Genomic DNA, 25,772 nt, shown 5'->3' with positions numbered 1-25,772 from the left:
ACATAAACGATAAAATAAGTTTTGTACATCTGCTTAGAATTTCTACTTTTGTCGCGGAGAGCTGGCAGAGTGGTCGAATGCGGCGGTCTTGAAAACCGTTAACTGTCACAGGTTCGGGGGTTCGAATCCCTCGCTCTCCGCCGAAAAGTCTTTCATTTTGAAAGACTTTTTTCGTTAGAAGGTATTCGAACCAGAATGATAATTGATAGAACACACTTTAACTTAAATAACAAATGCGTGGTTGAAAAATTACGCATCAAGACCCCCTTTAAATATGCTGCAATTTTTCAAAATGAAGCCTGCTTTTTATATATAAAAGATGGAGAGACCACTCTAAAATCCCCCACCGAAAAATTGAATATTTATTTATCAGAAAGTGTATTACTGAAATGTGGCAAATACTTTGCAGAACTAATCCAAAAATCCAAAAATCAATACTGTGAAATTTTTGCGATTCATCTCCATCCTGACATTTTAATAGAACTATACAAAGATGAAATCCCAAGTTTTATTAACCCTACCGATAGAAAGTACTTTGCCAAAAAAACAGAAAGACAAGGCATAATGGTTCATTTCATTGAAAGTTTCGATTTCTATTTTAGAAATCCGACATTGGTTAATGATGATTTGTTAAAACTTAAATTAAAAGAGCTAATTCTGTTACTCCTTCAGACTAGCAATGCAGAAAATGTTATGAGTTTATTTTCTCACCTGTTTACCCAGAGACAAGCGAATTTTAAAGAAGTAATCCAAGCACATCTTTTTTCCAATATTACAATAAGCGAGCTGGCAGTGCTTTCAAGTCGTAGTTTATCTTCATTTAAGCGGGATTTTGAAAAATATTTCCAAGACACACCCGCGAATTATATTAAAGAGCAAAAACTTCTGAAAGCAAGTAATTTATTAGGCTTCACTGATTTTTCTATCAGCGAAATTTGCTATAAAGTTGGATTTAACGACACCTCTTATTTTACAAAATTATTTAAAAAGAAGTATAATTTATCTCCCTTCGAATATCGAAAAAGTAAAGTACTCTAATGAACATTTGAACTTATTTTTCCTTTTTTTGAACTTCTTATCCAATATTCTTTCACTTTTTAGATGCAGTTTTGTGTTAAAATAAATATGCAAAATTGTAAAAGGAACAATTTGCCTATCTCAGTAATTCAAATGATTAATCAAATGATATATTACAAAATAACGTATTGGTTTTTAGCAACATGTATGTTTATGTTTGGCATTCTAAAATTTTTTAATCCCTTTAAAGGATGGTACAGTATACAGATTGCTAACAGTGGATTAGGTCAAATTTCACAAATAGTGGGTGTCATGGGGGAAATAGCGGTGGGTGTTATTTTATTTCTTTGTCTTATATACAGACAAAAAATTTCAAATAAAGCGTATATTTTATTAACAAACTTTGCATTTTTTACCATTATTGTGATGATGATGACAAGTGTTTATGTTCACTTACATCCAGATGTGCCAGCAGATGTTTTGCCACTAAAAATTAAACCACCATACATTCCGATATTTTTTTCATTACTTGCGCTATCAAATATTTACTGGTCAACACTTCGAACGGCAGACAATACAGGCAGAAAGGTCTAATGATCCACAGTATTTTATATAGCGTTCTTTAAAAAATTGTACCCTAAAAAAATATAAAAACTGTATCTGTAACCGTATTTTTTTTCTTCGTTACTTTGTTTTATAATTTATTTCAATGCGTAGTAATAAAAATCTGCTGGCTTATGGAGCTCTTCTCGTAGTATGTTTGGTGTGGGGTACTACTTATTTTGCCATCCGTATCGGTGTAGAGACATTTCCACCTTTCCTCTTTGCGGCTATTCGTCAAGTAATTGCCGGAGGAGTTCTCTTGGCAGGACTTGCATTGACCAGAAATCTAACATTAACTAAACAAGGGATTTGGCAACAAGCTATACCCGGAGTATTGATGGTTGCTTTGGGAAATGGGGTTATCGGTTGGTGCGAACGCTATATATCCAGCGGACTGGCCGCATTGATCTTGTCGCTTACACCGGTATTTGTGGTAGTTATCAATTATGTGCTGGGCTTCGATAAAAAAAAGCCGCACAGACTCATTATCTTCGGATTATCATTGGGTTTCCTCGGCATTCTTCTAATATTCAGAGACAACCTAAAAGATTTGACCAAACCCGAATATATTACAGGAATGTTGATTGCCTTTGGGGCTTGCCTTGCCTGGGCTTCAGGAAGCGTATATGCCAAGAATAAAACCTCCGGCCATAGTAGTGTAATGCAGAATGCAGCCTTACAGCTGTTTTCAGGAGGTGTAGCGTTATTCTTCTTTAGTGCTTTTTTAGATGACTATTCTGAATTAGAATCTATTTCGTCAGCAAGTATATGGGCATTGCTATACCTCATTGTGTTCGGTTCCATCGTGGCATATTCCTGCTTTGTTTATGCATTAAAGCATCTTCCTATAGGCATTGCATCTCTCTACGCCTATATTAATCCGTTTATTGCCATAATGCTAGGATTCTTCTTCCTGAAAGAACCATTAACAGCAATTACCCTTTTAGCATTGGCAGCTTCCTTAAGTGGCGTGTATTGCATCAATAAAGGATATCTCAAAATGACTGAAAAATGAAGGCTGGCAGACGCTATCTATTGAGCGTACCAAATCGGTCAAGTACAACGAGCAAAAATTTGAGCAGGAAAAACACAAAAGCATTACTAAGATCATGATGAAGGATCAATTTAACAAAAACCCCTCGTATCAATCGGGGAGATTGCGAGGGGCTATTAACCAATTTTTTAAACTACCTGTAGATTAAGGATTTAATCCGCAGGATTTATCTATTACCTGTATTTAAAGATAATAACAATTTTTTTTATTCCAACTTTTTTTAAAAGTATTATACCTTATAACCTTACAACAACCCTATTCCACCTATCCGGTAACGCAATCCGATTTCATGCGTATTGTTGGATATACGCTGGTTCAGCGTGCCTGTGTTGGGACTGAACTGGTAGCTGTATCCTATGCCAAAATCTCCGAAATTCAATTGTAACAACGCGGAAAGGTCCCCCTGGTTCTGAACGCCCATTCCCAAACCTAGTTTTCGTGCCATAAAAAACAAAGCACTTACATCGTACCTAGGCGACTGATCGTCCATATGGCTGACCAGAAAAGATGGACGGAAATGGAACATGTCATCTAGGCGGAATAAAGCACCACCGGTAATATAGTACACGTTTCCAAACTCATATTCGCGGTCTTCACGTCGATTAAGCGAAAAACGCGGCATGGAGACACCGACATAGTACCGTTCTTTACTGTAGTAAGAAGTACTGATACTTAATACACCGGCCGTCTCTTGTATGTTATCACGGAACGAAGGATCCGTACCATCCAGGCTATTATAATTTCCCTGAAAATACAATAGCCCACCACCCATCGACAAGCTGAGGTATTCGTTTTCAGACAAACGCACCGATTTTGCGAAATAAGCACTAAATTCACTTTCCTTGACAACACCGATGGCTGCGTGCTTGATGTCAAAGCCAACGGAAGCACCTATACGCTGTAAACCAATATTTCCTGTCGCCCATAGCGACTTTGGTGCACCGTCTACCCCCAACCATTGGCTACGTCCCAATACAGAGACACTTCCCCGTTCATCCATTGTACTCAACGACGAATTGAAGCTGTTTCGCAACTGCCCAAACTGGTTGTAGCTCACACCATGCTGTGCCCGGACAACTCCGGGTACAAGCAGTGTAAGTACGATAATCAGCGATCCGATATTTATTTTTAATATTCCCATTCTATTTAATCTCAATAAGTTCATAATTAAAGCTTAGTTACCGCTAGAGCGTTTTACGACAAAGAAACCTTTCTCGCGCTTCCACGTCCCGTCATCCAATAGATCTAGGTAATAATAATACGTTCCATCGATTACATACTGTCCCGTGAATACCTTGCCACGGTTGTTGTATCCCTCTATCTCGGCCAGCACACGGCCCGATTTATCGAATATGGTCACCCTGTTGTCTGGGTAATCTCCTATCCCCTCGATCATCAGGAACTCATTTATACCATCGCCGTTCGGTGATACGGCTTGGTGCACGCGGATCGGAACTTTTGCTGAGGCATCGTTCGCGATCTTGATATCCATGTACACCGGCTCTGCTGCCTCATAGTTAGCATTCCCGGGCTGTGTTGCTGATACCCGCACTGTTCCTAAACGGTGTACCATTAAGTCCGTACCTGATACCGTGGCGATGAAGGCGTCATCTACGGATAAGTTGACGGGTAAATCACTGCTGGCGTACACATCCAGGGCAATTGTTCCTGCATCGCGGGATAATACTCCCGGAGAAATGAACGTTATGCTCTGAGGTGCTTTATGAATCGTCAGATTGGCTGTTAGACTCAAGTCGTTATAGTTGTTGCCACCTTCAATATTTGCCGTAATGTTGTACGTGCCAGCATTGGTATGTGTATTGTTCGTATAACTTACCGTTGTTCCTGCAGGCAGTGTTCCCGTGATGGCAAGTGATTTAGCTGTACCGTCGTAGACAAAGCTTGCATCTTCGAAAGTAATACCTGTGATGGTAGCTGGTGTAATCTCCAAATCGGCGGTCAGCACCAGTTCAGTATAGTTCGAGCCAAAGATTGTAGCTGTTACCATCTGTGTTCCCACATATGTTCTGCTATTGTCCGTGTAAGCTACATTCGCCCCTGCCGGTAATGTACCCGTGATCGCAAGCGACTTCGCTGTGCCGTCAAAGACAAAGCTGGCATTATCAAAACTGATTCCCGTAATGTCTGCCGGAGTTACCGTCAGATCAGCCGTCAATACCAATGTAGTAAAGTTCGAACCGGTAATTGTAGCTGTCACTTCCTGCGTTCCCACATCCGTACGGATGTTGTCCATATAAATAACGCTTGTTCCCGCTGGTAGTGTACCACTGATGGCAAGCGATTTCGCTGTGCCGTCAAAGACAAAGCTGGCATCATCAAATGTAATTCCTGTAACTGTAGCCGGGGTAACCGTCAGATCAGCTGTCAACACCAATGTAGTAAAGTTCGAACCGGTAATTGTTGCTGTCACTTCCTGGGTTCCCACATCCGTGTGGTTGTTGTCCGTGTAGGCAACGCTTGTCCCGTTTGGCAGTGTGCCACTGATGGCAAGGGACTTGACAGTTCCGTCATACACAAAGCTTGCATCTTCGAATGTAATTCCTGTAACCGTAGCCGGAGTTACCGTCAGATCAGCCGTCAATACCAATGTAGTAAAGTTCGAACCGGTAATTGTAGCTGTTACTTCCTGCGTTCCAACATCCGTGCGGTTGTTGTCCGTGTACACAACGCTGGCCCCTACCGGTACCGTACCCGTAATCGCAAGCGACTTCGCTGTGCCGTCGTACACAAAGCTGTTATCTTCAAATGTAATGCCCGTAATGTCCGCCGGGGTAACCGTCAAATCAGCTGTCAACACCACAGTGGTGAAATTCGAACCGGTAATTGTTGCCGTCACTTCCTGCGTTCCAACCTCCGTACGGCTGTTGTCCATATAAACAACGCTTGTCCCGTTTGGCGGTGTGCCACTGATGGCAAGGGACTTGGCAGTTCCGTCGTAGACAAAGCTTGCATCTTCAATTTTAATGCCCGTAATGTCTGCCGGAGTAACCGTCAAATCAGCTGTCAATACCAAAGTAGTAAAGTTCGATCCAGAGATTGTAGCTGTTACCATCTGTGTTCCCACATCTGTTCTGCTATTGTCCGTGTAAGCTACATTAGCCCCTGCCGGTAATGTACCCTTGATCGCAAGGGACTTGGCAGTTCCGTCGTAGACAAAGCTTGCATCTTCGAAAGTAATACCCGTGATGGTAGCTGGTGTAATCTCCAAATCGGCCGTCAGCACCAACGTAGTAAAGTTCGATCCAGAGATTGTTGCCGTCACTTCCTGGGTTCCCACATCCGTACGGCTGTTGTCTGTGTAAGCTACTGAAGCCCCAGCAGGTAGGTTTCCACCGATCGCAAGGGACTTGGCAGTTCCGTCAAAGACAAAGCTGGCATCATCAAAGCTGATTCCGGTAATGTCTGCCGGGGTAACCGTCAGGTCAGCTGTAAATACCAAAGTAGTAAAGTTCGCGCCTGTAATTGTTGCTGTTACTTCCTGTGTTCCCACATCCGTGCGGCTGTTGTCCATATAAATAACGCTTGTTCCCGCTGGTAGTGTACCACTGATGGCAAGCGATTTCGCTGTGCCGTCAAAGACAAAGCTGGCATTATCAAAACTGATTCCCGTAATGTCTGCCGGAGTTACCGTCAGATCAGCCGTCAATACCAATGTAGTAAAGTTCGAACCGGTAATTGTAGCTGTCACTTCCTGCGTTCCCACATCCGTACGGATGTTGTCCATATAAATAACGCTTGTTCCCGCTGGTAGTGTACCACTGATGGCAAGCGATTTCGCTGTGCCGTCAAAGACAAAGCTGGCATCATCAAATGTAATTCCTGTAACTGTAGCCGGGGTAACCGTCAGATCAGCTGTCAACACCAATGTAGTAAAGTTCGAACCGGTAATTGTTGCTGTCACTTCCTGGGTTCCCACATCCGTGTGGTTGTTGTCCGTGTAGGCAACGCTTGTCCCGTTTGGCAGTGTGCCACTGATGGCAAGGGACTTGACAGTTCCGTCATACACAAAGCTTGCATCTTCGAATGTAATTCCTGTAACCGTAGCCGGAGTTACCGTCAGATCAGCCGTCAATACCAATGTAGTAAAGTTCGAACCGGTAATTGTAGCTGTTACTTCCTGCGTTCCAACATCCGTGCGGTTGTTGTCCGTGTACACAACGCTGGCCCCTACCGGTACCGTACCCGTAATCGCAAGCGACTTCGCTGTGCCGTCAAAGACAAAGCTGGCATCTTCGAATGTAATTCCTGTAACTGTAGCCGGGGTAACCGTCAGGTCAGCTGTCAATACCAATGTAGTAAAGTTCGAACCGGTAATTGTAGCTGTCACTTCCTGGGAGCCTACATCCGTTCTGCTATTGTCGGTATAGGTTACCGAAGTTCCGGCAGGAAGGGTTCCAGTAATTGCCAATGATTTGGCAGTGCCGTCATAGACAAAGCTTGCATCATCGAGAGTTACGCCCGTAAAGCCTGCAGGGATGATCTCAAAGTCTGCACTTGTAAAGTTAATCGTGTAGTTAGTACCTGCATTTAAAGTTCCCAGCTGAATTGCATAGGTTCCCACATTTTCTCCTGCAACCCTTTCCAAAGCTCCTGTCAGTATACTTTCATCATCCCCTCCATCAAAACCGGTAGCTGTATAGGTAAATACAGGATCTGCATCGCCATAGATTTTACTCTGTCCAACAACAGCTGTGATCTCCAGTGTCTTTTTCGACGTAGTAAAAACCACTTCATTTCCATAAGTAGTAATACCATTTTGGTTAGTGCTGTATGCTCTAGCATAGTAGGTAGTATTGACCTGTAAGCCCGTAACTACCTCACTGAAGAGATTTCCTGTCAAAGTCATTATCACTTTGGTGTCTGCAATATCAGGATTGGAAGTGGTCGCATAGACAATTCCTGTTTCCTGCTCACAATCCAATCCATTCAATAATTCACCTCCCAGCGCTGCGCTTGAGTGGCTTACTGAGGTTGGGTTTGAGGTAGCAAGACCTGCAGGTATTGGCTCAATAATCTCAACTGACTTTGTTACCGAGCATCCATTAGCGTCGGTGATTTTCACCGAGTAATTACCCGCCGAGAGTCCACTTATGGTTGCCGTAGCTGCCCCATTGCCCCATTCATAGGTAAACGGTGCCAAGCCTTCATCAGGAGTCGCTGTAATAGATCCGTCAGATCCACCGTTGCAAGTCACATTGGTTGGTATTATTGAAGCTGCCAACATATTAACCTGGATCAGATCAGTCTTTGTCAGAGTCCTACTGCATCCATCTAAGTCAGAAACCGTTAATGTGACTGTATATGTGCCTACACTAGCATACTCGTGGGTTGGGTTTTGCAGAGTAGAAGTTGTCCCGTCTCCAAAGTCCCATACCCATCTTATAGAAGGAGAGCTTGCGATGGTATTATTTGTAAATGCCACAGTAAGAGGACCGCAGCCCTCGGTGATATCTGTAGAGAAGTCAACATCAGGGCCTATAACCTGAATATAGTTGGTCTTAGTTATTGTTTTGGAACAAGCTCCACCAGTTATTGTTAAGACTACAGCGTAAGTACCAGGCTGCTCATAAATGTGGGTTGGGTTCTGCTCAGTCGACGTGTTTCCATCTCCAAAATTCCAATTCCAACTTTCTGCCCCAACAGATAAGTCCTCAAAATCAACTTCCAGTGGGCCACAACCAAAAGTCCTACTCGCTGAGAATTCAGGTTTTAGCTCATAGTTAGATACGACTTTCTCTATTGTAGATGAGCAACCATATATAGTGTCTGTCACTGTCAGTTTTACAGTAAAATCCCCAAAAGTTGTGTAGGAATGGATAGGGTTTTGAGCTGAACTAGTACCTCCATCCCCAAAATCCCATGCCCATTCATCCGGAGAGATGGATTGATCAGTAAAGAAAACCGTCAACGGATTTGCACAGCCTTCAGTAGGACTGAAAATGAAATCAGCCTGGGCATTACATTCGTTTTGATCAATGGTGATGGACAAAGCAGTAGAAGGTAAACTCACATTACCTGCAGCATCTGTAGCCGTAGCCGTGATTGCATAAGTCCCATTAGCCATAAGAGCAGATGTAAAATTCCAATTGGCCGAACCATCTGTACTGGTGGTTCCCAGCGAAATTCCATTGCCAAACACTTCTACACTAGAATTAGCTTCGGCAGTTCCCGCGAAAGTAGGTGTATTGTCGGCCGTAATATTATCCGTATCACTTACACCGGTATCGCTATTACTTGTCAAATCAGGCGTGGAAGGACTTGCAGGTGGTGTTTGGTCTAAAGTTGCGTTATTAGCTGAAACTATACCCCCTTCATTATTCCCCTCGTCTGTTAAGGTGATTTCAATGGTTAAAGTACCGTCTGTCAATGTGTTAACATCCACAGGAATTTGTTGGACTGCATTATTTACCGACACAGAACCAGTGATAGTAGCCGTATTTCCATCCCCACTACTCGAAATACTATAATTGAGGAAGGTATTAATTTCTGTATTGGAAACAGTGAAGGTAGTATTCGAAGATTCAAAAGCATTGATTAAAGCATCATCCCATGTCACTGAATAACCTGTCGGAGCAGCTGTGTCTACAACATAATTGTCGGAATGGGTTGTTCCCGTTCCTGTATTGCCAGCCAGATCTGTATACCCTTCATTGTTAAGTGATATCAAATTTGAATCATCCTCAACTCCTGAAATAGGAGTGAATATTACCGTCCAAGTTAAGCCCCCATCTGAAGAGGACAAACCCGATAAATTGCCATTGTCAACTGAAAAATCAGCAGTTTCAAGTCCCGAGATTCTTTCGCTCAACACTAGGGTAAGTGTTGCCGTTTCTCCCACCGCTAGGGAGGTATTGTCCAAACTCAAACTGACAACAGTCGGTCTTACCCCGTCAACGAGAACCTGGCTGGTACTCCCTATGCCATTGAGACTTAAATTGGCATCATTTCCAGCCGCATCCCTCACAGTTCCACCATTGAGAGATAAAGTTCCTGCAACAATCCCATTAAGATCAAGATCCCCCATAGGGACGGTGTACCTGAAAACAAGCGCATTTGAATTAGTGCCTGAAAAATAACTGGCCTGACCGGTGGTTGCCCCCACGGTAAGACTGATTTGGGGAGAACCTGTGATTGTTACAGCTTCAGAGAAATTTACTGTAAAATCCAGATTCTGACCTATGCCATAGATTCCGTTAGCAGGTACGGCAACGTTGGCAACTGTTGGAATTAACCCATCAATTTGTATATCCTTTTGTCCAGATAGGGAGTTGGGTGATCCTGTCGGAGGCAGGGTGATTAATGCAGCATCTCCTGAAATATTCTCTATAGTAGCACCATTAAGTACTAATGCATTTGTAGTCGTATAATCCAAATCTGTAGAGTTATCCCCTTCCTGAACCATATAGCTGAAATTCAGGATATTGGTTCCTGATCCACTCACGTAATCTGCTTCACGGTCTGTACTGCCGGTTTCCAAGCGTAAGCGAGGATAACCGCCACTTGTATTAACCATTACAGCCTGATCAAAATTGACCAAAATGGAGACCTCATCTCCCACTTTATAGATTCCGTTTACAGCACTGCTTGTTACTCCAGTTACCACTGGAGTAATGGAACTCACCGTTATTGAAATTACATCAGTATCCGTGTGTGCTCCACCTGAACCTGAAAAACCTTGGTCATTGGATGTCATAGAAAGGCTTGCAAGGCCATTAAAACCGGCTATAGGACTAAACATCAAACCATCCAGGGCCGTATTGATATCTGATATGGTACCTACAAACATCATCGTACCATCATTCACTCCTGAACCTTGGGAGAAAGCCAAACCCGCAGTGCCTGATAATGAAATCAATCCATTGCTGGCTGTCAGGGTTATTTCAATGGTCGCCCCACCTGCATCCACATCACTTACGCTGATCAGGTTTCCGTTACCACTGGAAAAAATTAAAGCACCCCCCTGATCAATTTGCTGTGTTCCCGGAATCGTGTTTACAGGAGCATCATTCACTGCTGTCACTGAAAGGGTAACACCCGTTTGATCAGTCAGTGCACCGCCAGAACCAATATTCCCATTATCAGAAACACTGATGTTTAAATTCACGCCTGAAGTAGTATTTAATGCAGTAGTGAATGTCAGTTCTCCGTTGGAAATGAATGCATTGATATCAGATAAACTCCCTTCCAAAATCAAGGAATTTGAATTGCCACCAACAGCCACACCATTTCCCGGAATGGCAGATAAAGTTCCGCTACCCACATTAAAAGTCACCGTGACCGGACTCGAACCTGCGTCAGGATCGGCGAAGCTTATTCCAGTTAATGCTTCAGGTTCATCTTCGAACAAGGAAATGGTTAAAGGAGCAGAAATAACCGGAGCATCGTTGACTCCTTGGATGCTGAGTTCAAAGGAATCAGAAACGGCTCCCCCATTTCCATCATTCGCAATAACCTCTATGGCTATCGAACCAGTATCATCATTTCCCGGTGTCCCACTGAAAGTCCGGCTTATTGGATCAAAACTCAGCCAAGCAGGTAAAGACCCACCGCCTGACAATTGGACTGAATACGTCACGACATCCCCGACATCAATATCATTGAATGTATTTGCAGCGAATTGGAAGTTAAAAGCTATATTCTCTGTAGCAGTTTGGTCCGGAATCGCATTGGCTACAATTGGAGCATCATTTATATTGGAAATAACAATATCAAATGTGTCTGTAGCAGTCCCCCCATTTCCATCATCTGCAATTACATCAATGCTGACAGTACCAACGTGGGCATTTGAAGGAATTCCACTGAAGGTTCGGGTTGCTGCATTGAAGCTGATCCAAGCAGGTAGTGCCCCACCACCTGCCAATTGCGATGAATACGTTAACACATCCCCATGCTCGAACGTATTAACGGCAAACTGGAAGTTCAATTCTTCACCTTGGTCTATATTCTGATTCGGAATAGGATTGACTACAGTTGGCGCTTCATTGACATCGGTAATACTTATACTAAAAGGAAGCTCCAGAACCAATCCTCCGGAGTCAGTCACACGAACACGGATCGAATAGCTGTTTTGTACATCAAAATCAAAGACAGCTGCAGTACGGAGTTCATTTCCTTCTATACTGAAAGCCGAATTACCACCATCTCCCGAACCGGGAACCAACGTGTAAGTAAATGTATCCCCATTGTCCACATCAATAGCGGAAAATAAGCCAACTACTATGCCTACAGGTTCGTTTTCTGCTACACTGTTGTTATCCAGAAGTACATCGGTTGGAGCATCGTTTACGGATGTAATATTGACATTAACGATCCCTACCGGAACGTTAGTGCCTCCTCCCGAGCCTGTGTTTCCATTGTCATTTATATAAACTTGAACCGATGCTGCATTATTGCCACTGAGATTGGCATCAGGTCTGAAATAGATATTGGAGGGAATATTGATGTAGTTATTTAGAGCCGTAAGATTTCCCGTCAGGGTTAAATTAGATGTTAAATGGCCTGAAACAGTAATTCCAGTACCAGCTGCTATATCAAATACCCCCCCTGTTGCTTCCAGCGTTAGTGTCAATTCCCCGCTTCCAGCATCGATATCACTGATTGAGGCCGCTGAAATATTGAAAGGATCTTCTGTAGCATCTTCGGTAACCGTAACTAAAGAAGGTAACCCCGAGATACTCGGATCATCGTTCACACCAATAATATCGAAAGTGACTGAAGCCGTGTTTGAATTGACCGTTCCATCATTTGAAACAAAAGAAATCGTACCTGCATTGGTGCCAAATAAATTCGGTGTTGGTGTAAATGTGGCTGCATCAAGAGCCGCATTGATATTGACCAAGGTACCGGAAGCTGTAAAGTTGGCAGAGCCATTTCCCCCACCTGCAAAAGTAATTCCTGTAGTTCCCAAAGAGACTGTACCACCGGTAACTGTAAAGGAAACCGTCTGATCATCTCCATCTACGTCTGTGATCTCTATGTTGTCCGCTAGCGCTACGTTAACATCGTCTTCATTAACAGTAGGAGCCGAGGGTGCGGTGGCAACGGGTGCAGTATTTATAGGCCCGGGAACAAAAACAGTCCCGTAGGTGAAATTATCTATAGCAACATAAATATCATCAGCTACAATTTGAATCTCGTCCACATCAAAAAAATCAGGGTCGCTTGCGAAATTTTGTGGCCCGTTGAAATTAATCGCTTTTGCATCCCCTGTTTCATCTCCATTCTTAAACCCCTGGATAGTACCTGATTTTGAAGTCATTAAGTTACCTGGGTCACGATTAAATATCCATATTCCCAAGAATTGAAATCCACCTACTCCGTCTTTAGAAATCGTCCATTTTGTTAGACCAAATTGTTGAAGATTTCCATCTATTAAAGCAATGGAATTTCCGGCTCCAACCCCGTTTTGAAAACCAATACTATATTGATTGGTCAAATTAGAGGCAAAAGTAAATCCCCCAACAGAAACAGATCGTACCCCAGAAATAGGAATAGTTGGTGGATTTTCAAAATCAATGATAATCTGAGCAAAGGCCCCGGAGGTAAGTACCGAAGTGAAAAAACCGAGGATTAAACAGGACAGAAATAAAATTTTTTTCATAGTTTAAGTTAATTTTGATCAGAAGATCTGGAACAAGTAGTAGAAAGCACTGAAGCATTTGTATCGAGCAACGCTATTTTCGCACTGTAAAAGCGTATTGTTAAAAGTACCGAAAAAAAAAAGCGATAGTTTCTTTAGGAACTGTAGGAAGTTTATATTCATATTTTCATAGGTCAAAAAAGAAAAGACAACTAAAAAAGTATACACTAGGTAGCATGCAGACTAATCTAAATAACATATCCACTTCTGCCTAAGTGGAATCGCTACAATTGGCGTTATCAGTTCATTTTGATGTAAAATGATAATTTCACCTCAATATTCTGAAAATATAATAGAAAAAACAAGAAATAATTGATAATAATTGATTTAGCTTCTCATTCTGTAAAGACAAAATAAAAGCCCAACTGTCGTTGAGCTTTTATTTTTTGGAAGATTCCTACTTCATTACCATATACTTTTAAGTTTATGAAATTCCAGCTTTTCCATTGTAGCCGACCCACCGTATACGCTAAGTTCATAGGATTGCTCAGTCGGTTTCAAATTATAGTTTATCGGCATAAATACTTCTCCATTGCTAGCAAAGACCTCTACTCCCGTACGATCCACAAAAATAGTAAGCTCCTGCTTACCGTTGATCAGTGGTGCATGGGCGCGCACGTTATCAATTTCCAGCTCTTCTTTAGCAGTATGATAGGTGATCGCTAACCCACGTACCTTTACCCGAATAGAGTCCGTATCCTGCGGTTTTATTACTACTTTAATTTCAGCCATCTCCGCGCGCATACCGCTTAAGGGATTCTGGGTGTGTGATAACAGATTTTGCTGCCGTAGCACAGTAGATTTCGTCCGCAAAGTCTTCAGCTCTTCAACAGGTTTACGCACGAGCCGCATACCCTTGCTCGTCTGCTTTAACTTGAGCTCCATCGGGATACTCATGGATTGATTAAAGGCAGACTCTCCCTGATTCGTATGAGTACGCCACCATCCTATCTCAATGCGCCTCCCTTTGGGTTCATTACTAATTGTTTGTGCAGCGTAGTAATCTCTACCATGCTGACTAAATAAGCGCTCCTCTTCAGGTAAAAATGTAGTCCCGTCAAATGTACCTACTGCGTACTGACTATTTGCACCCGTTAGTATCCACTTCTTATTATTTAGATCCCCATCCACTGCCAACTCGAAAAATTCAGGACATTCATGCATATAGCGATCATTCCCCTTTCCGCCCACTACCTTACTAGCAAATTCCCATGACTTCATGTCTCTGGATGTAAAGAAATGCATCGTATGCAGATCACCAGGTTCCGTTACGTAAAGTACCATCACCCAGCGTTTAGTAGGTTCATGCCATATTACTTTAGGATCTCGATTGCCATCTGTAATCTTATTGACGATGGTATTTGGCAATTTGTTGAATTTCCGTCCGTCCAGCGTATAGGCCAGTCCCTGCTCCCAGCTCTTTTCAGCAGCGGTATAAAATAAGACCAACGGTGTATGTCCGTTATTTCCCAGTCCGCTCGTGTTATTAGAATCCACTACACCTCCCCCACTAAACATGGTTCCGAAATTATCAGGGTATAGTGCCGGATCAAGTTCCGTCCAGTGGACAAGATCTTTCGAAACGGCATGTCCCCAATGCATATTTCCCCAGTTTACGCCATACGGATTAAACTGAAAAAAGAGATGATACTCCCCTTTATAGTAGGCCAATCCATTCGGATCATTGATCCAGCCACGCTTCGGAGAGAAGTGAAATTGAGCACGAAGAGGTTCCTGATAATCCGATTCCATTCTATCATTATCATCCTGTAGCACAGGCGAAAATGCCGTGCTTTGCTCCTGCAATGAATCAACCTTAATCGTTAATGTTGCACCCTTCCAATCACCTAAGTAAAGGTAAGCATACCAATCGGGCTTAGCAGCGGCGAGCTCCACATTAAACCATCTTAATTTTTCACCTTTTAGATAAATATCCACATTACGTTTAGGCGCACCATTTTTTATCGGAATCTTCAGATATCGTTTTTCTACCTTAAACTCTGTAGCAAAAGGTTGTTGTGCTTTAGCCATGTAGGTGATTCCCCAGCAGGTCAACACCAATAAAATTAAATTTTTCATTCTATTTCGTATGTTTAAATTAGTTCCATCCATAATTTTGTTGATAAAGTTTCTTACTGAAATTTATCTGCGATAATGGGATCGGGAAATATTCGTCCCTATTCCTTTTAAATACCGAAGCAGCAAGGTAATTTCTTTTTGTCTTTTCTATTTCTAGGTATTCATTTACGTAGGTATCTGCTATTCCCCATCTAACGAGATCAAAGAAACGGAAGCCCTCCATCGCCAGTTCCAATCGCCGTTCCCACCGCAATGCTTTGCGCGCAAAAGATTGACTCCACACACAGTTGACACCGTCTTCATATCCTTCAACAACAAATTTACCCGTCGCTTGTCCATCATTGTCTACCAACCGCGACACACTCTCTGCAGCGCGATTTCGGATTAGGTTAATAATGGGCAGTGCTTGCATATGCCTGCCCAACTCTATTAGGGCCTCTGCTTTCCATAATAGCACATCATCAAAGCGAATAATGTCCCTATTTTTACTGCTGCTCATAAACGGATTCACTTTTTTAAAGCATGGGTTGTCATACAGTACCACTTCCTTTAACGACATATAGTTTCCATATGTTTCAATCTGACGAATCCAGCTGTTCTGAAAGATAAAGTCAGTTTTATACTTGTACGGTAGTCCCACAATAGCTACCGTATGCAAGAGCCGAGGATCAATATTCTGAGATTTGACCGCTCCGGAGGTCGCTAGATCGCTACTGTTATACGTTTCAAACAGAGGCAATCCATCCATACTTGTTTTAAAAGCGTTGACCAAATTTTGAGTAGGCTGATGGAAACCACAGCACCCATACTCCGCATTCATAGGATAATTAAGCATTGCACTCCAGTCCAGTCGGCCAAATTCGGTTCCATCATTCAACGAATGCTGAACCGCAAAAATAGATTCCGGTCCATTTTCATACTCGCAAAGGAAGTTGAAAGCAAAATCCTGCGAAAGATCGTAACGCGCATCCAATTCGTCTACTAATGTGACCACCTCTTCCAATTTTTCGGCATGTATATTAATCACTTCATGTTGTTCATTCTGTTCATAGGCGGCATAAAGCAATGCTTTAGCCAAATAGGCTTTAGCCATATATTTGTTCGCTCTACCGATCTGCCCCTCGTTTAGCTCGGGCAATACGGAAGCCGCAAACCTAAACTCATCAATAATTTTAGACCATAGTTCTGCGTCCGTAAACTCCCGATTAGAGACCGTAATATACGCTTCTGGAGCAATACTCTCATCGACAAATGGTACATGTTTGAAAAGAATTTTCAGTTCAAACATATAGTGCGCACGTAGAAAGCGCATTTCCGCGATACGGATTTCTCTATTAGGGTACTCATCTGCGCTCAAGCCATTGATAACGCGCAATGCATTATTAACTCTCGAAATCGCGACGTATTGCCTATACCACTTTTGGTCTAGACCGCCCACATCTACCCGCATAGAAACGAACGTCTCATACAGATTCCATTCGCCCATGTCGCCCGTTCCAGCTCCACCTTTGTAGGCATCTCCGCTTCTCAGATCACCATAAGGCCATAGGCCGTTGGTTTTGTTATTGAAATTATCATTACCCAGTGCGGAGTAAGCTGCAATCACCAAGTTCTCGGCACCAGCTACCGTGTTCAATTGATTCTCTCCAAGCTGCCCCCTTGGATTGATATCGAGGTAATCGCTGCAGCTGCCTAATCCACTTATGAAAAGCGCAGCAAAAATTATACGAATGATTTTTTTCATGGTTACATTGCATTAAAATGAAACATTTATACCTGCCGTCAGCGAGAACGGTATAGGGTATCCCGAGTTTGGTGTTTCTGGATCTACCCCAGTATATCGATCACTTCCCCATCCCTTTTTAAATGAAACAAGGTTCTCTCCTAATATATAGACTCTTATCCCTTGGCTTTTGATTCGTTTGAGTGTACGAGGTGAAAGCGTATAGCCAAGTTCGAGGGTTCTCAATTTGAAATAGGAACCACTTTCCACAAAATAGCTTGAAAATCTTTTTTCATCATTCAGATCATTAAAAGATAGTGCCGGAATATCGGAGTTCAGGTTTTCAGGCGACCAAGCATCCAATACGCGTGTTCCATAATTTTCACCACCAAAAAAGCTGATGAAATCGGTATAGCCCTTAGCTGAGTTATTTACCAATCCCCCATATAGACCATTCCAAAACATTCCAAAATCCCATTGTTTATATCCTATGGAGAAGTTGATTCCGTACACAAAGTCCGGATCTGCCACACCAAGCCACGTCCGATCTTCATCACCTATCCGCCCGTCATTGTTGACGTCTACATATCGGATCCGACCTAGCCCCTTCCCGACCTGTTCCGCATGTGATTCTACCTCGTCGTCATTTCTAAACAGACCGTCGGCTATATAACCAAACATCGAATTGAGTGGTCTCCCTAGAATCGTTTGATCTACACCATTTCCGGGATAGGAGTTGATTACATCTTCCGGTAGTTCGACGATTTTATTCAGATAGCCGGCGATGTTTCCTGTAATACCATATCTCCAATCGTTGTGCGAAGAAGAATAGGATAGTAAAACTTCATACCCCTTGTTAGACATTTCTGCGCCATTTACCCATCTATTACCACCTTCTCCCAACGTTGCAATAAACGGTGGCGAAATTAATATGTCTTTTGTATTCTTCAGAAAATAATCAAAAGAACCCGTCAGTTTCTGGTTGAAAAAGCCGAAATCAATACCCATATTGTGCTGCGTTGCAGATTCCCATCGTAGATCGGGATTCGGTTGTTGGATTCTTCTGTAGCCCGATGGTAGCGTGCCGGTCCCATTTCCACCAATATCATAGGCAGTACCGTTATCCGGATCAAATGTCGGGTTTGTAGCGTAACTGGCTTGGTACATTCCAAAAGAAGCAAAATCTCCTATCTCCTGATTCCCAACCTTACCCCATCCGTACCGTATCTTTAAGTCAGAGAGCACATCCATTGATTTAAAAAATTCTTCTTGGCTAATACGCCATCCGGCAGATAATGCGGGAAACCATCCAAATTGATTATTTGCACCAAACCGGGATGAGCCGTCATATCGTGCTGTGACAGAAGCGAGGTATTTGTCGGCAAAATTATAGTTTACTTTACCAAAATATGATAACAAACGATACGATGTCGCCGAACCACTATTTGTCTGTACACCTTCCCCTGCATCCAGATACATATAATCAGGGTCTTCCGAGGCAAATTTTCGACGACCGGCCTGTAAATTTTCAGCGTAGTAGTCGATCATCTCCTGACCGACCAAGAAATCAAAATGATGTTTTTCATCAAGATCGATTTTGTAGGTCAAGGTATTGTTCCAAACATAGTTTCCCCATCTATTGTTGTAATTGTTCAGTGTAGCTGTATTTTCAGACATGAACCCCGATGTATAGGTCTTCTGCATATTTCGATCCCACAAAAACGAATAGTCCATCCCTAACATTGTTCTGAATTTCAGTCCCTTGAGTAGGTTAACCTCCATAAACATGTCGCCAAAGAGCCGTACCATATTTCGATGATTTTGCTTATTGTCCGCAATTAGACGTACCGGATTCTGTCTATCACTCATTCCCGCAACAGGTCCACCCCATCCGTTTCCATCAATCGTACGCACGGGCACTATAGGCTGAATATTTCGAGTCCTGTCGAGTATACTTCCCAATACATCCTGTTTAATCTTTGTGACCGAAAAGTTCTCTCCAATGGTTATCATACCGTTGATCAAACTATAATCTGTATTCAAGCGTCCAGACAAGCGTTCAAAGTAGGTGCCTTTCACCGTACCTTGATTATCCAAATAGTCCACTGCCAATAGCGACTTACTCGTTTCATTGCCCGACACCAGTGTTACATTATAGTTCTGTACAATCGCGGTCTGACCTACCTCGTCGACCCAATCCGTATTAGCGGCCCGCATGGTCTTCTGTTCGTCAATAAACTCAGGAGTTATAATTTCATTTAGCAGCCAGCTACCGGTGTTAGTCTGTTCATCGTTATAGCTATAAACACCAAAATTTGGATTTGTACCATCATTTCTTGCTGCCCGCCATTGTACATATCCGCGCTCTTGTGTATCCAACCAGTCAAGCGATCTGGCATAGTTTTTAATCGCAGTGGAAGCTCTGGCATCGACACGGGTACCATTTCGTCCTCCCTTTTTCGTCGTGATAATAATAACACCATTTGCAGCTCTAGATCCATAAATACTAGCGGAGGAAGCATCTTTCAAAATTTGGATGGATTCAATATCGAGACCCGACACCTCATTCATGGATTTGGTACTTGGCATACCGTCGATAATATATAACGGACTGTTGTTGCCCAACGTTCCAATTCCTCTAATCAGTACATTTGCCGATCCATCCGGAGAACCATTGGTAGAAATGAACGCGCCCGGTACACGCCCCTGAAGACTTTTCATTACGTTGCCACTTAGCGGAGCGTCTATTTCATCCATTTTTACCACGGAAACAGCGCCCGTGAGGTCTGCTTTTCGCTGCGACTGATAACCCGTTACTACGACTTCTTCCAGCTCTTCTCCGTTTTTCAAGACGATGTTCAGGAATCCATCATCTTTAACTATCACGCGCAGATCGTCCAAACCGATCCGTGTAAAACGAAGCTCTGCACCTTTCGGCGCAAAAACCTTAAAATTTCCATTATCATCACTTGTAACCGCATTTTGTGTACCCATCACACTGACCGTCACGGAAGATAATGGTAGCCCGTTCTCGTCTGTAACCTTTCCAGACAACGGGATCTCTTGAGCATACACGACAGAAATCATGCATGTCAAGAACAATAGTTTGAGGACTATTCTTCTCATGGTTTAATAAATTTTGTTAGTATTAGTTTATAATTACAATTGATTATTTTGTCATCCGTCTTTCTGGATGGAATTAAGATTAGCGCGAGTTGACCTCCTCTCCATTTAAAAAGTTTTTCCATTGGAATCGATGTATCGTACTGGCATCATAAGTAGGACACGCGCCCGCGCTTTGTGTTACAAATGCACTCAATGTTGCCGCAAAATCAAGCATTTCTTCCGTACTAACCTTTCGGTCTTTGCTGCAGCGCTGCGATAAAAAGGCCGCCAGAAATGAATCACCGCTACCGATCGTATCTCTCACCTCGACTTTAAAAGCCGGAAAATGATAGCTAAACTTTTCGATCCGATGGTAATAGATGGCGCCGGCCGCGCCGTAGGTTACAATCACTTCATCTAGATCAAAAAATTCTATGATCTGTTCTACCTTACCTTGGTCGGTCTGATGATCAGGCAAGCCCAACCAAGTCGCAATATGCGTTAACTCTTCCTCATTCATCTTCACCAGGTTTGCATATCGGAGCAATTCGAAAATACGCTCTTTGTCATAGAAAGGAGCCCGAAGATTAACATCTAACACCCGATAGTTTGCCTCAGCTAGAAGCGTGCGGAGTGCATTGTAGCTCTCTTCGTTGCGCGTGGAAAGACTTCCGAACACAAAGAAATCAGCATGGCGAACCGCCTTTCTTTCTCGCTCTCCGGCAGATATAAAATCCCAGGCAACAGGATATACGATTTCATATTGGACATCGCGATTTTCGTTAAAATGTACTTCTACAGTCGAGGTAGGATATACAGCATCACGCTGGAACAATCGTATCGGAACCTCCAATTCCTGCGAGAGCGCCACAAGGTCATCGCCATCTTGGTCGTCACCTATACGTGTCACCAGATCGGTATGTATTCCCAACCTGTTGAGATGATAGGCCACATTGAGCGGGGCTCCTCCCAGCTGCCGTCCCGTCGGAAGGTTATCCCACAATATTTCGCCAAAACAAATCCCGTTTAATGCTATCTTTTCGTTCTTCATAGTCTGTTATCTGCTATTGCACCCCTTTGCATGCGCTACTTTTTATCCTATCCGCTAATGTAAGTTGATGGTTTGTTCCATATTTTCCAACGAAGTTCCCTTGGTTTCCGGCATCATACGCAACACGTAGATCAGCTGCAAAACCATGAATCCAGCAAACAGCAAAAACGTATAGCCGCCTCCTAGCCATTCTGTCAGCGCAGGGAAACAGAATGTGATAATTGCTGCCATTACCCAATGCGTCAGACTGCCTAATGTCTGCCCTTTCGCACGTACATCATTTGGAAATATTTCCGAAATAAAAACCCAGATGACAGCACCTTGGGAAAATGCAAAAAAGGCGATATAAAACATGAGATAGATGGTGACCGTCATACCCTCGACCTCTCCAGAGAAGAAAGCAAGAGACACCAAAGAAAGCGAGGCGATAAGTCCACATGATCCAATCAGCATCAGTTTACGCCGACCTACCTTATCGATAAAATTGATTGCGATCAATGTAAATACAAAATTAACCAAGCCGATCCCGACGGAAGACAGCAGAGAGCTTTGCGCCCCTAGTCCCGCCATTTCAAACACACGAGGTGCATAATAAATAATAGCGTTAATTCCCGATACCTGATTGAATATGGCAAATAAAACCGCCAATGTCACCGGCGTACGATTGGTTTTCGAAAAAAGGCGCGTTTCACGAACCGTGTTCAACTGACTATTCCTTATCTGCACGATATCGTTTTCATAGCTTTCGCTATTAATCTGCTGCATGATTAACCGTGCCTGTTTCTCATTGCCCTTTTGGAGCAAAAGCCAACGTGGACTCTCGGGTACCAAAAATATCAATACGAAAAACAATAGCGCCGGAAAAGCTTGCACACCTAACATCCATCTCCACGATTCCTCGCCCGTTTGTCCGATAAAATAGTTAGATAGATAGGCGATTAGAATCCCCAGTACGACATTAAACTGAAACAAGCCGACAAGCTTTCCACGCGATCCCGCTGGCGAAATTTCTGAAATATAAATAGGTGCCGTCACGGAGGAAACACCGACGCCTATACCACCCAGAAACCGGAAAAAGATAAATATATTCCAATCTTGTGCCATCGCCGTACCGATTGCGGAGAAAAAATATAGTGCCGCAACAAAGAATAAGGTCTTTTTACGGCCAAATCGATCTGAAGGATAGGCTCCGAGCGCTGCCCCGACGACCGTGCCTATTAAAGCGATGGCCATCGTGAGGCCATGCTCAAATTCATTGAGACTCCAAAATAACTGGACCGCCTTTTCAGCACCCGAAATGACCGCTGTATCAAAACCGAATAGAAAACCTCCTAAGGCCACCACGAATGACCAGGCTAAAACTTTGTTATTGTTCATGTTACTTTATAATTGATATTCCAAATGTAGTATCGACATCCGCTCCAAGTACAATTGTGAGTAACCTAAATTGATTAAATTTGTAACATTTTAAGATATCCTGTATATATATTGATAAACAGGCGTTTATACGTATCAATGTTTTTTGTAAATCATAAATATGGACAGTTTCTTTAGATGATGTTACATCTTTTGCCCCGGCACAAATAGTGTATCTATTACACTAAGAATAAGCTTATGCCTCAGAAAAGTCAAAATAATGTATATTGCCTTATCAAATCACGGAGAGGGATGTTCAAATTTTCTGCTATTTGCTGGCTAATTGTATTGCTATTAATCAGTTCCTGCGGGCAGCGCCAGGATCAAAGCAAGTTTGTTATCGCATTTTCACAATGTGTAGGAGACGATGCCTGGCGCAAGACCATGTTTGATGAAATGAAAAGAGCACTTTCCTTTTATCCAGACATTGAATTTGTCTACCGCGATGCCCAGGGCAATAACCAAAACCAGATCCAACAGATCCGGGAACTATTACATGAAAATATAGATTTATTAATTGTCTCGCCCAATGAGGCCGAACCACTCACACCTATTGTAGATTCCGTTTTCCAAATGAACATTCCCGTTGTCGTAACCGACCGAAAGACGTCGTCGGGGCTTTACAACGCGTATGTAGGAGCGGATAATACCTCGATCGGTCGTCTGGCAGCGCAATACACGGCGCAAGTCTTACAAAACAAAGGCCATATCGGTATCGTGACAGGGCTTAAGGGATCTTCCGCTTCGATAGAACGCGAAAAAGGATTTCGAGAATATTTAGCATCCACCCCCCTAATGCATATTTCCATCCAATTACAGGGAGACTGGGAAAAACAGCGCGCTTACCTACAAGCCAAGAAACATCTGGATGCCTTGTTGGCGACCGATATCATCCTCGCTTTCAACGACCAGATGGCCTTGGGTGTAAAGCAGGCCCTGCGAGAATCAGGATCCGATGAAATTCCTATCATCGGTGTAGATGCCTTACCAGGACCAGGTAACGGTTTAGAACACATTACCGAGGGTACGCTTTTCGCATCCATGCTTTATCCTACCGGAGGCACCGAAGCCATTCGTACCGCTGTTGCCATCCTGGAAAAAAATCCCTATAAACGAGAAAATATTTTAGGAACGCTTGTCATCGATAACGAAAATGCCGGACTCATGGCACTACAATCCGATAAAATACAGGAACAGCAAAAAGATATTGACAAGCGCCAAGAACTGATCGTAGAGCAAAATAGAATTTACAGAAGCCAAAAAACAACGCTAAATATTGTGGTCGCAAGTCTTGTATTAGCCGTTGTATTTGGAGGGATTTCCATTATAGTGATCAAAAGTAATTGGGAAAAGAACAAGCATCTCGAAGTGCAGAACAAGGAGATCCTCTCTCAACAGCAACGGATTATGGAGATGAATCTACGCATCCAAGAGGCCTCCGAAGCAAAAACCAATTTCTTTACCAATGTTTCGCACGAGTTCAAAACGCCACTTACACTGATATTGGCTCCCTTGGAAGAATTGGAAAAAGAAACACAGCTGTCGCGAGAAGCCAGCGAGCAATTAACACGCATCAGGCGTAATGCGAAAAAACTGCAGCACTTGGTTAGTAACCTGATCGATATACATCGCATAGACAAAGCTACGATCAAACTTCAAGCATCACCCGTACAGATTGATCCTTTCATCCAACAGACACTCGCCAATTTCAAACCCTTAAGCCAACAGCAGCGCATATCGTTAAGTTATACGAACAAAACAATCATCAAAGAGATCTGGATCGATGAGTACCTTATGGAACAGGTACTTTCTAATTTATTGTCCAATGCGTTTAAATTTACATCCATAGGCGGAAAGATTTCGATTGTTGTCGACGAAGACTCGCTTACCGGCCAACTTAACATCCACGTGGTGGATAATGGCGTCGGAATTCCATCTTCAGCCATCGAGCATATTTTCGATGCATTCTATCAGGGGGTACAGAGTCCTTTGGGTTCAGGAATCGGTCTAGCTTACGTAAAAGAAATTGTTGCCTTACACCATGGCCAAATAACTGTAGACAGCAAGCAAGACATGGGGTCTTCGTTTACACTAAGCTTACCCACGGGTCGCGCCCATCTGTGTGATGAAGAAATAAAAATGGGATCCGAACCAGTTGCAACCTATCAGCCAAACAAGGAAGATGCGGCGGACAGCACAGCGGAATTATTCGATGAGAAGGCGGCCTCCTTCCATTCCAGTAAATCAGCAAATATATTGATTATAGAGGATGATTCTGACGTTCGCCATTTCCTTAATACGATTTTGGATAAAGAATATAACGTCCTTTTTGCTAAAAATTATGCTGACGCATTGACAAAAATTGAAAGAAGCTATCCCGATTTGATCATCAGTGATATTATGCTTCCTGATGGAAGCGGCTTCGAATTGTTGAAGCAGGTCAAAAATAATCCCCACACGGCGCAGATACCCGTACTGCTGCTTAGCGCATTAGATACGGATGAAGCGAAGGTTGAAGGTATGGAACTTATGGCCGATGCCTATCTTACCAAGCCTTTTCACGTTGCACATTTAAAGGCTGTTATTGCTAATCTTATTCTTTCCCGAAAGCACCTTAAAGAACGCTATACCAGTGTAATAACCTCAACGGATATTGTTTCGGGATCGGGGTATACCGAACAGGATAAGCGTTTTCTCCAGCATTTGACAACGGTCGTCGAATCTCGTCTTGGCGATCAGCGGTTAAATGTAGAAGAAATCGCAAGTGAGCTCAATATGTCGCGCGTGCAACTCTATCGTAAAACCAAAAACCTGTTAAATTGTAGTGTAAACGATTACCTTTTACAACGTAGGTTACAGCGGGCAAAACATCTTATTGTAGAGGGCTTAAACATCAATGAAATAGCAGACAAAATAGGATTTTCATCACCCGCCTATTTTACCGCTGCCTTTAAGAAACAATTTGGCATAACACCGACGGCCTTTAAGAAAACAGCGATCAAGCGATCCTTTTAGGTTATATGATGTAAAAGATTATGATACTTTGTTTTAATGAAGGCAGGTC

General features: G+C 42.9%; 11 protein-coding genes and 1 tRNA gene. 5 read left to right on the top strand and 7 right to left on the bottom strand.

Annotation, left to right across the window (positions count from 1 at the left end):
* Positions 1–55: 55 nt before the first annotated feature.
* From FAZ19_RS10330 to FAZ19_RS10315, 4 genes are all read left to right on the top strand, one after another.
* Positions 56–140: transfer RNA gene (locus FAZ19_RS10330), tRNA-Ser, on the top strand.
* Between the two features lie 97 nt (positions 141–237).
* Entirely contained in the window at positions 238–1,038 is an 801-nt protein-coding gene (locus FAZ19_RS10325; RefSeq protein ID WP_169305631.1) for a helix-turn-helix domain-containing protein, read from the top strand.
* A gap of 87 nt (positions 1,039–1,125) precedes the next feature.
* Positions 1,126–1,611, top strand: a complete 486-nt coding sequence (locus tag FAZ19_RS10320; protein WP_136820653.1) for a hypothetical protein — start codon at positions 1,126–1,128, stop codon at positions 1,609–1,611.
* A gap of 115 nt (positions 1,612–1,726) precedes the next feature.
* Entirely contained in the window at positions 1,727–2,635 is a 909-nt protein-coding gene (locus tag FAZ19_RS10315) for an EamA family transporter (RefSeq protein WP_211245485.1), read from the top strand.
* 283 nt (positions 2,636–2,918) lie between these two features.
* Here the strand turns inward: FAZ19_RS10315 and FAZ19_RS10310 are convergent, their stop codons facing one another.
* From FAZ19_RS10310 to FAZ19_RS10280, 7 genes are all read right to left on the bottom strand, one after another.
* The gene (locus FAZ19_RS10310) at positions 2,919–3,815 is read right to left on the bottom strand and encodes a PorP/SprF family type IX secretion system membrane protein (RefSeq protein WP_188876122.1); all 897 of its coding nucleotides are present in this window, start codon (positions 3,813–3,815) and stop codon (positions 2,919–2,921) included.
* Between the two features lie 33 nt (positions 3,816–3,848).
* Complete coding sequence (locus tag FAZ19_RS10305; RefSeq protein ID WP_136820650.1) at positions 3,849–13,295, bottom strand: PKD domain-containing protein; 9,447 nt, start codon at positions 13,293–13,295, stop codon at positions 3,849–3,851.
* Between the two features lie 444 nt (positions 13,296–13,739).
* Entirely contained in the window at positions 13,740–15,413 is a 1,674-nt protein-coding gene (locus FAZ19_RS10300) for a glycoside hydrolase family 32 protein (protein ID WP_169305630.1), read from the bottom strand.
* Positions 15,414–15,432: 19 nt separating this feature from the next.
* Positions 15,433–17,157: a RagB/SusD family nutrient uptake outer membrane protein gene (locus FAZ19_RS10295; protein ID WP_136820648.1), complete on the bottom strand. Its 1,725-nt coding sequence runs from the start codon at positions 17,155–17,157 to the stop codon at positions 15,433–15,435.
* 12 nt (positions 17,158–17,169) lie between these two features.
* Positions 17,170–20,262 (bottom strand): SusC/RagA family TonB-linked outer membrane protein, encoded by a 3,093-nt coding sequence (locus FAZ19_RS10290; protein ID WP_136820647.1) that lies wholly within the window; start codon positions 20,260–20,262, stop codon positions 17,170–17,172.
* A gap of 79 nt (positions 20,263–20,341) precedes the next feature.
* Positions 20,342–21,292, bottom strand: coding sequence for a carbohydrate kinase family protein (locus FAZ19_RS10285; protein WP_136820646.1), 951 nt, complete (start codon positions 21,290–21,292; stop codon positions 20,342–20,344).
* A gap of 54 nt (positions 21,293–21,346) precedes the next feature.
* On the bottom strand, positions 21,347–22,669 hold the full coding sequence (locus tag FAZ19_RS10280; RefSeq protein ID WP_136820645.1) for a sugar porter family MFS transporter: 1,323 nt from the start codon (positions 22,667–22,669) through the stop codon (positions 21,347–21,349).
* Positions 22,670–22,906: 237 nt separating this feature from the next.
* Here FAZ19_RS10280 and FAZ19_RS10275 point away from each other — a divergent pair, with 237 nt between their 5' ends.
* Positions 22,907–25,723 carry a substrate-binding domain-containing protein gene (locus tag FAZ19_RS10275; protein ID WP_136820644.1) on the top strand — a complete coding sequence of 939 codons (2,817 nt, stop codon included), beginning with the start codon at positions 22,907–22,909 and terminating at the stop codon, positions 25,721–25,723.
* Positions 25,724–25,772: the final 49 nt, after the last annotated feature.

Origin of the sequence: Sphingobacterium alkalisoli (genome assembly GCF_005049105.1) — a bacterium.
GTDB lineage: Bacteria > Bacteroidota > Bacteroidia > Sphingobacteriales > Sphingobacteriaceae > Sphingobacterium > Sphingobacterium alkalisoli.
Note: the sequence above shows the minus strand (reverse complement) of the source record. Positions and strands in the feature narration are given on the sequence as shown.

What these genes read in the sequence shown, in the direction of transcription:
- FAZ19_RS10295 (WP_136820648.1), bottom strand. Translation starts at nt 17,157, where the DNA reads ATGAAAAAAATCATTCGTATAATTTTTGCTGCGCTTTTCATAAGTGGA.
- FAZ19_RS10275 (WP_136820644.1), top strand. Translation starts at nt 22,907, where the DNA reads ATGCCTCAGAAAAGTCAAAATAATGTATATTGCCTTATCAAATCACGG.
- FAZ19_RS10315 (WP_211245485.1), top strand. Translation starts at nt 1,727, where the DNA reads ATGCGTAGTAATAAAAATCTGCTGGCTTATGGAGCTCTTCTCGTAGTA.
- FAZ19_RS10285 (WP_136820646.1), bottom strand. Translation starts at nt 21,292, where the DNA reads ATGAAGAACGAAAAGATAGCATTAAACGGGATTTGTTTTGGCGAAATA.
- FAZ19_RS10280 (WP_136820645.1), bottom strand. Translation starts at nt 22,669, where the DNA reads ATGAACAATAACAAAGTTTTAGCCTGGTCATTCGTGGTGGCCTTAGGA.
- FAZ19_RS10310 (WP_188876122.1), bottom strand. Translation starts at nt 3,815, where the DNA reads ATGGGAATATTAAAAATAAATATCGGATCGCTGATTATCGTACTTACA.
- FAZ19_RS10290 (WP_136820647.1), bottom strand. Translation starts at nt 20,262, where the DNA reads ATGAGAAGAATAGTCCTCAAACTATTGTTCTTGACATGCATGATTTCT.
- FAZ19_RS10305 (WP_136820650.1), bottom strand. Translation starts at nt 13,295, where the DNA reads ATGAAAAAAATTTTATTTCTGTCCTGTTTAATCCTCGGTTTTTTCACT.
- FAZ19_RS10300 (WP_169305630.1), bottom strand. Translation starts at nt 15,413, where the DNA reads ATGAAAAATTTAATTTTATTGGTGTTGACCTGCTGGGGAATCACCTAC.
- FAZ19_RS10320 (WP_136820653.1), top strand. Translation starts at nt 1,126, where the DNA reads ATGCAAAATTGTAAAAGGAACAATTTGCCTATCTCAGTAATTCAAATG.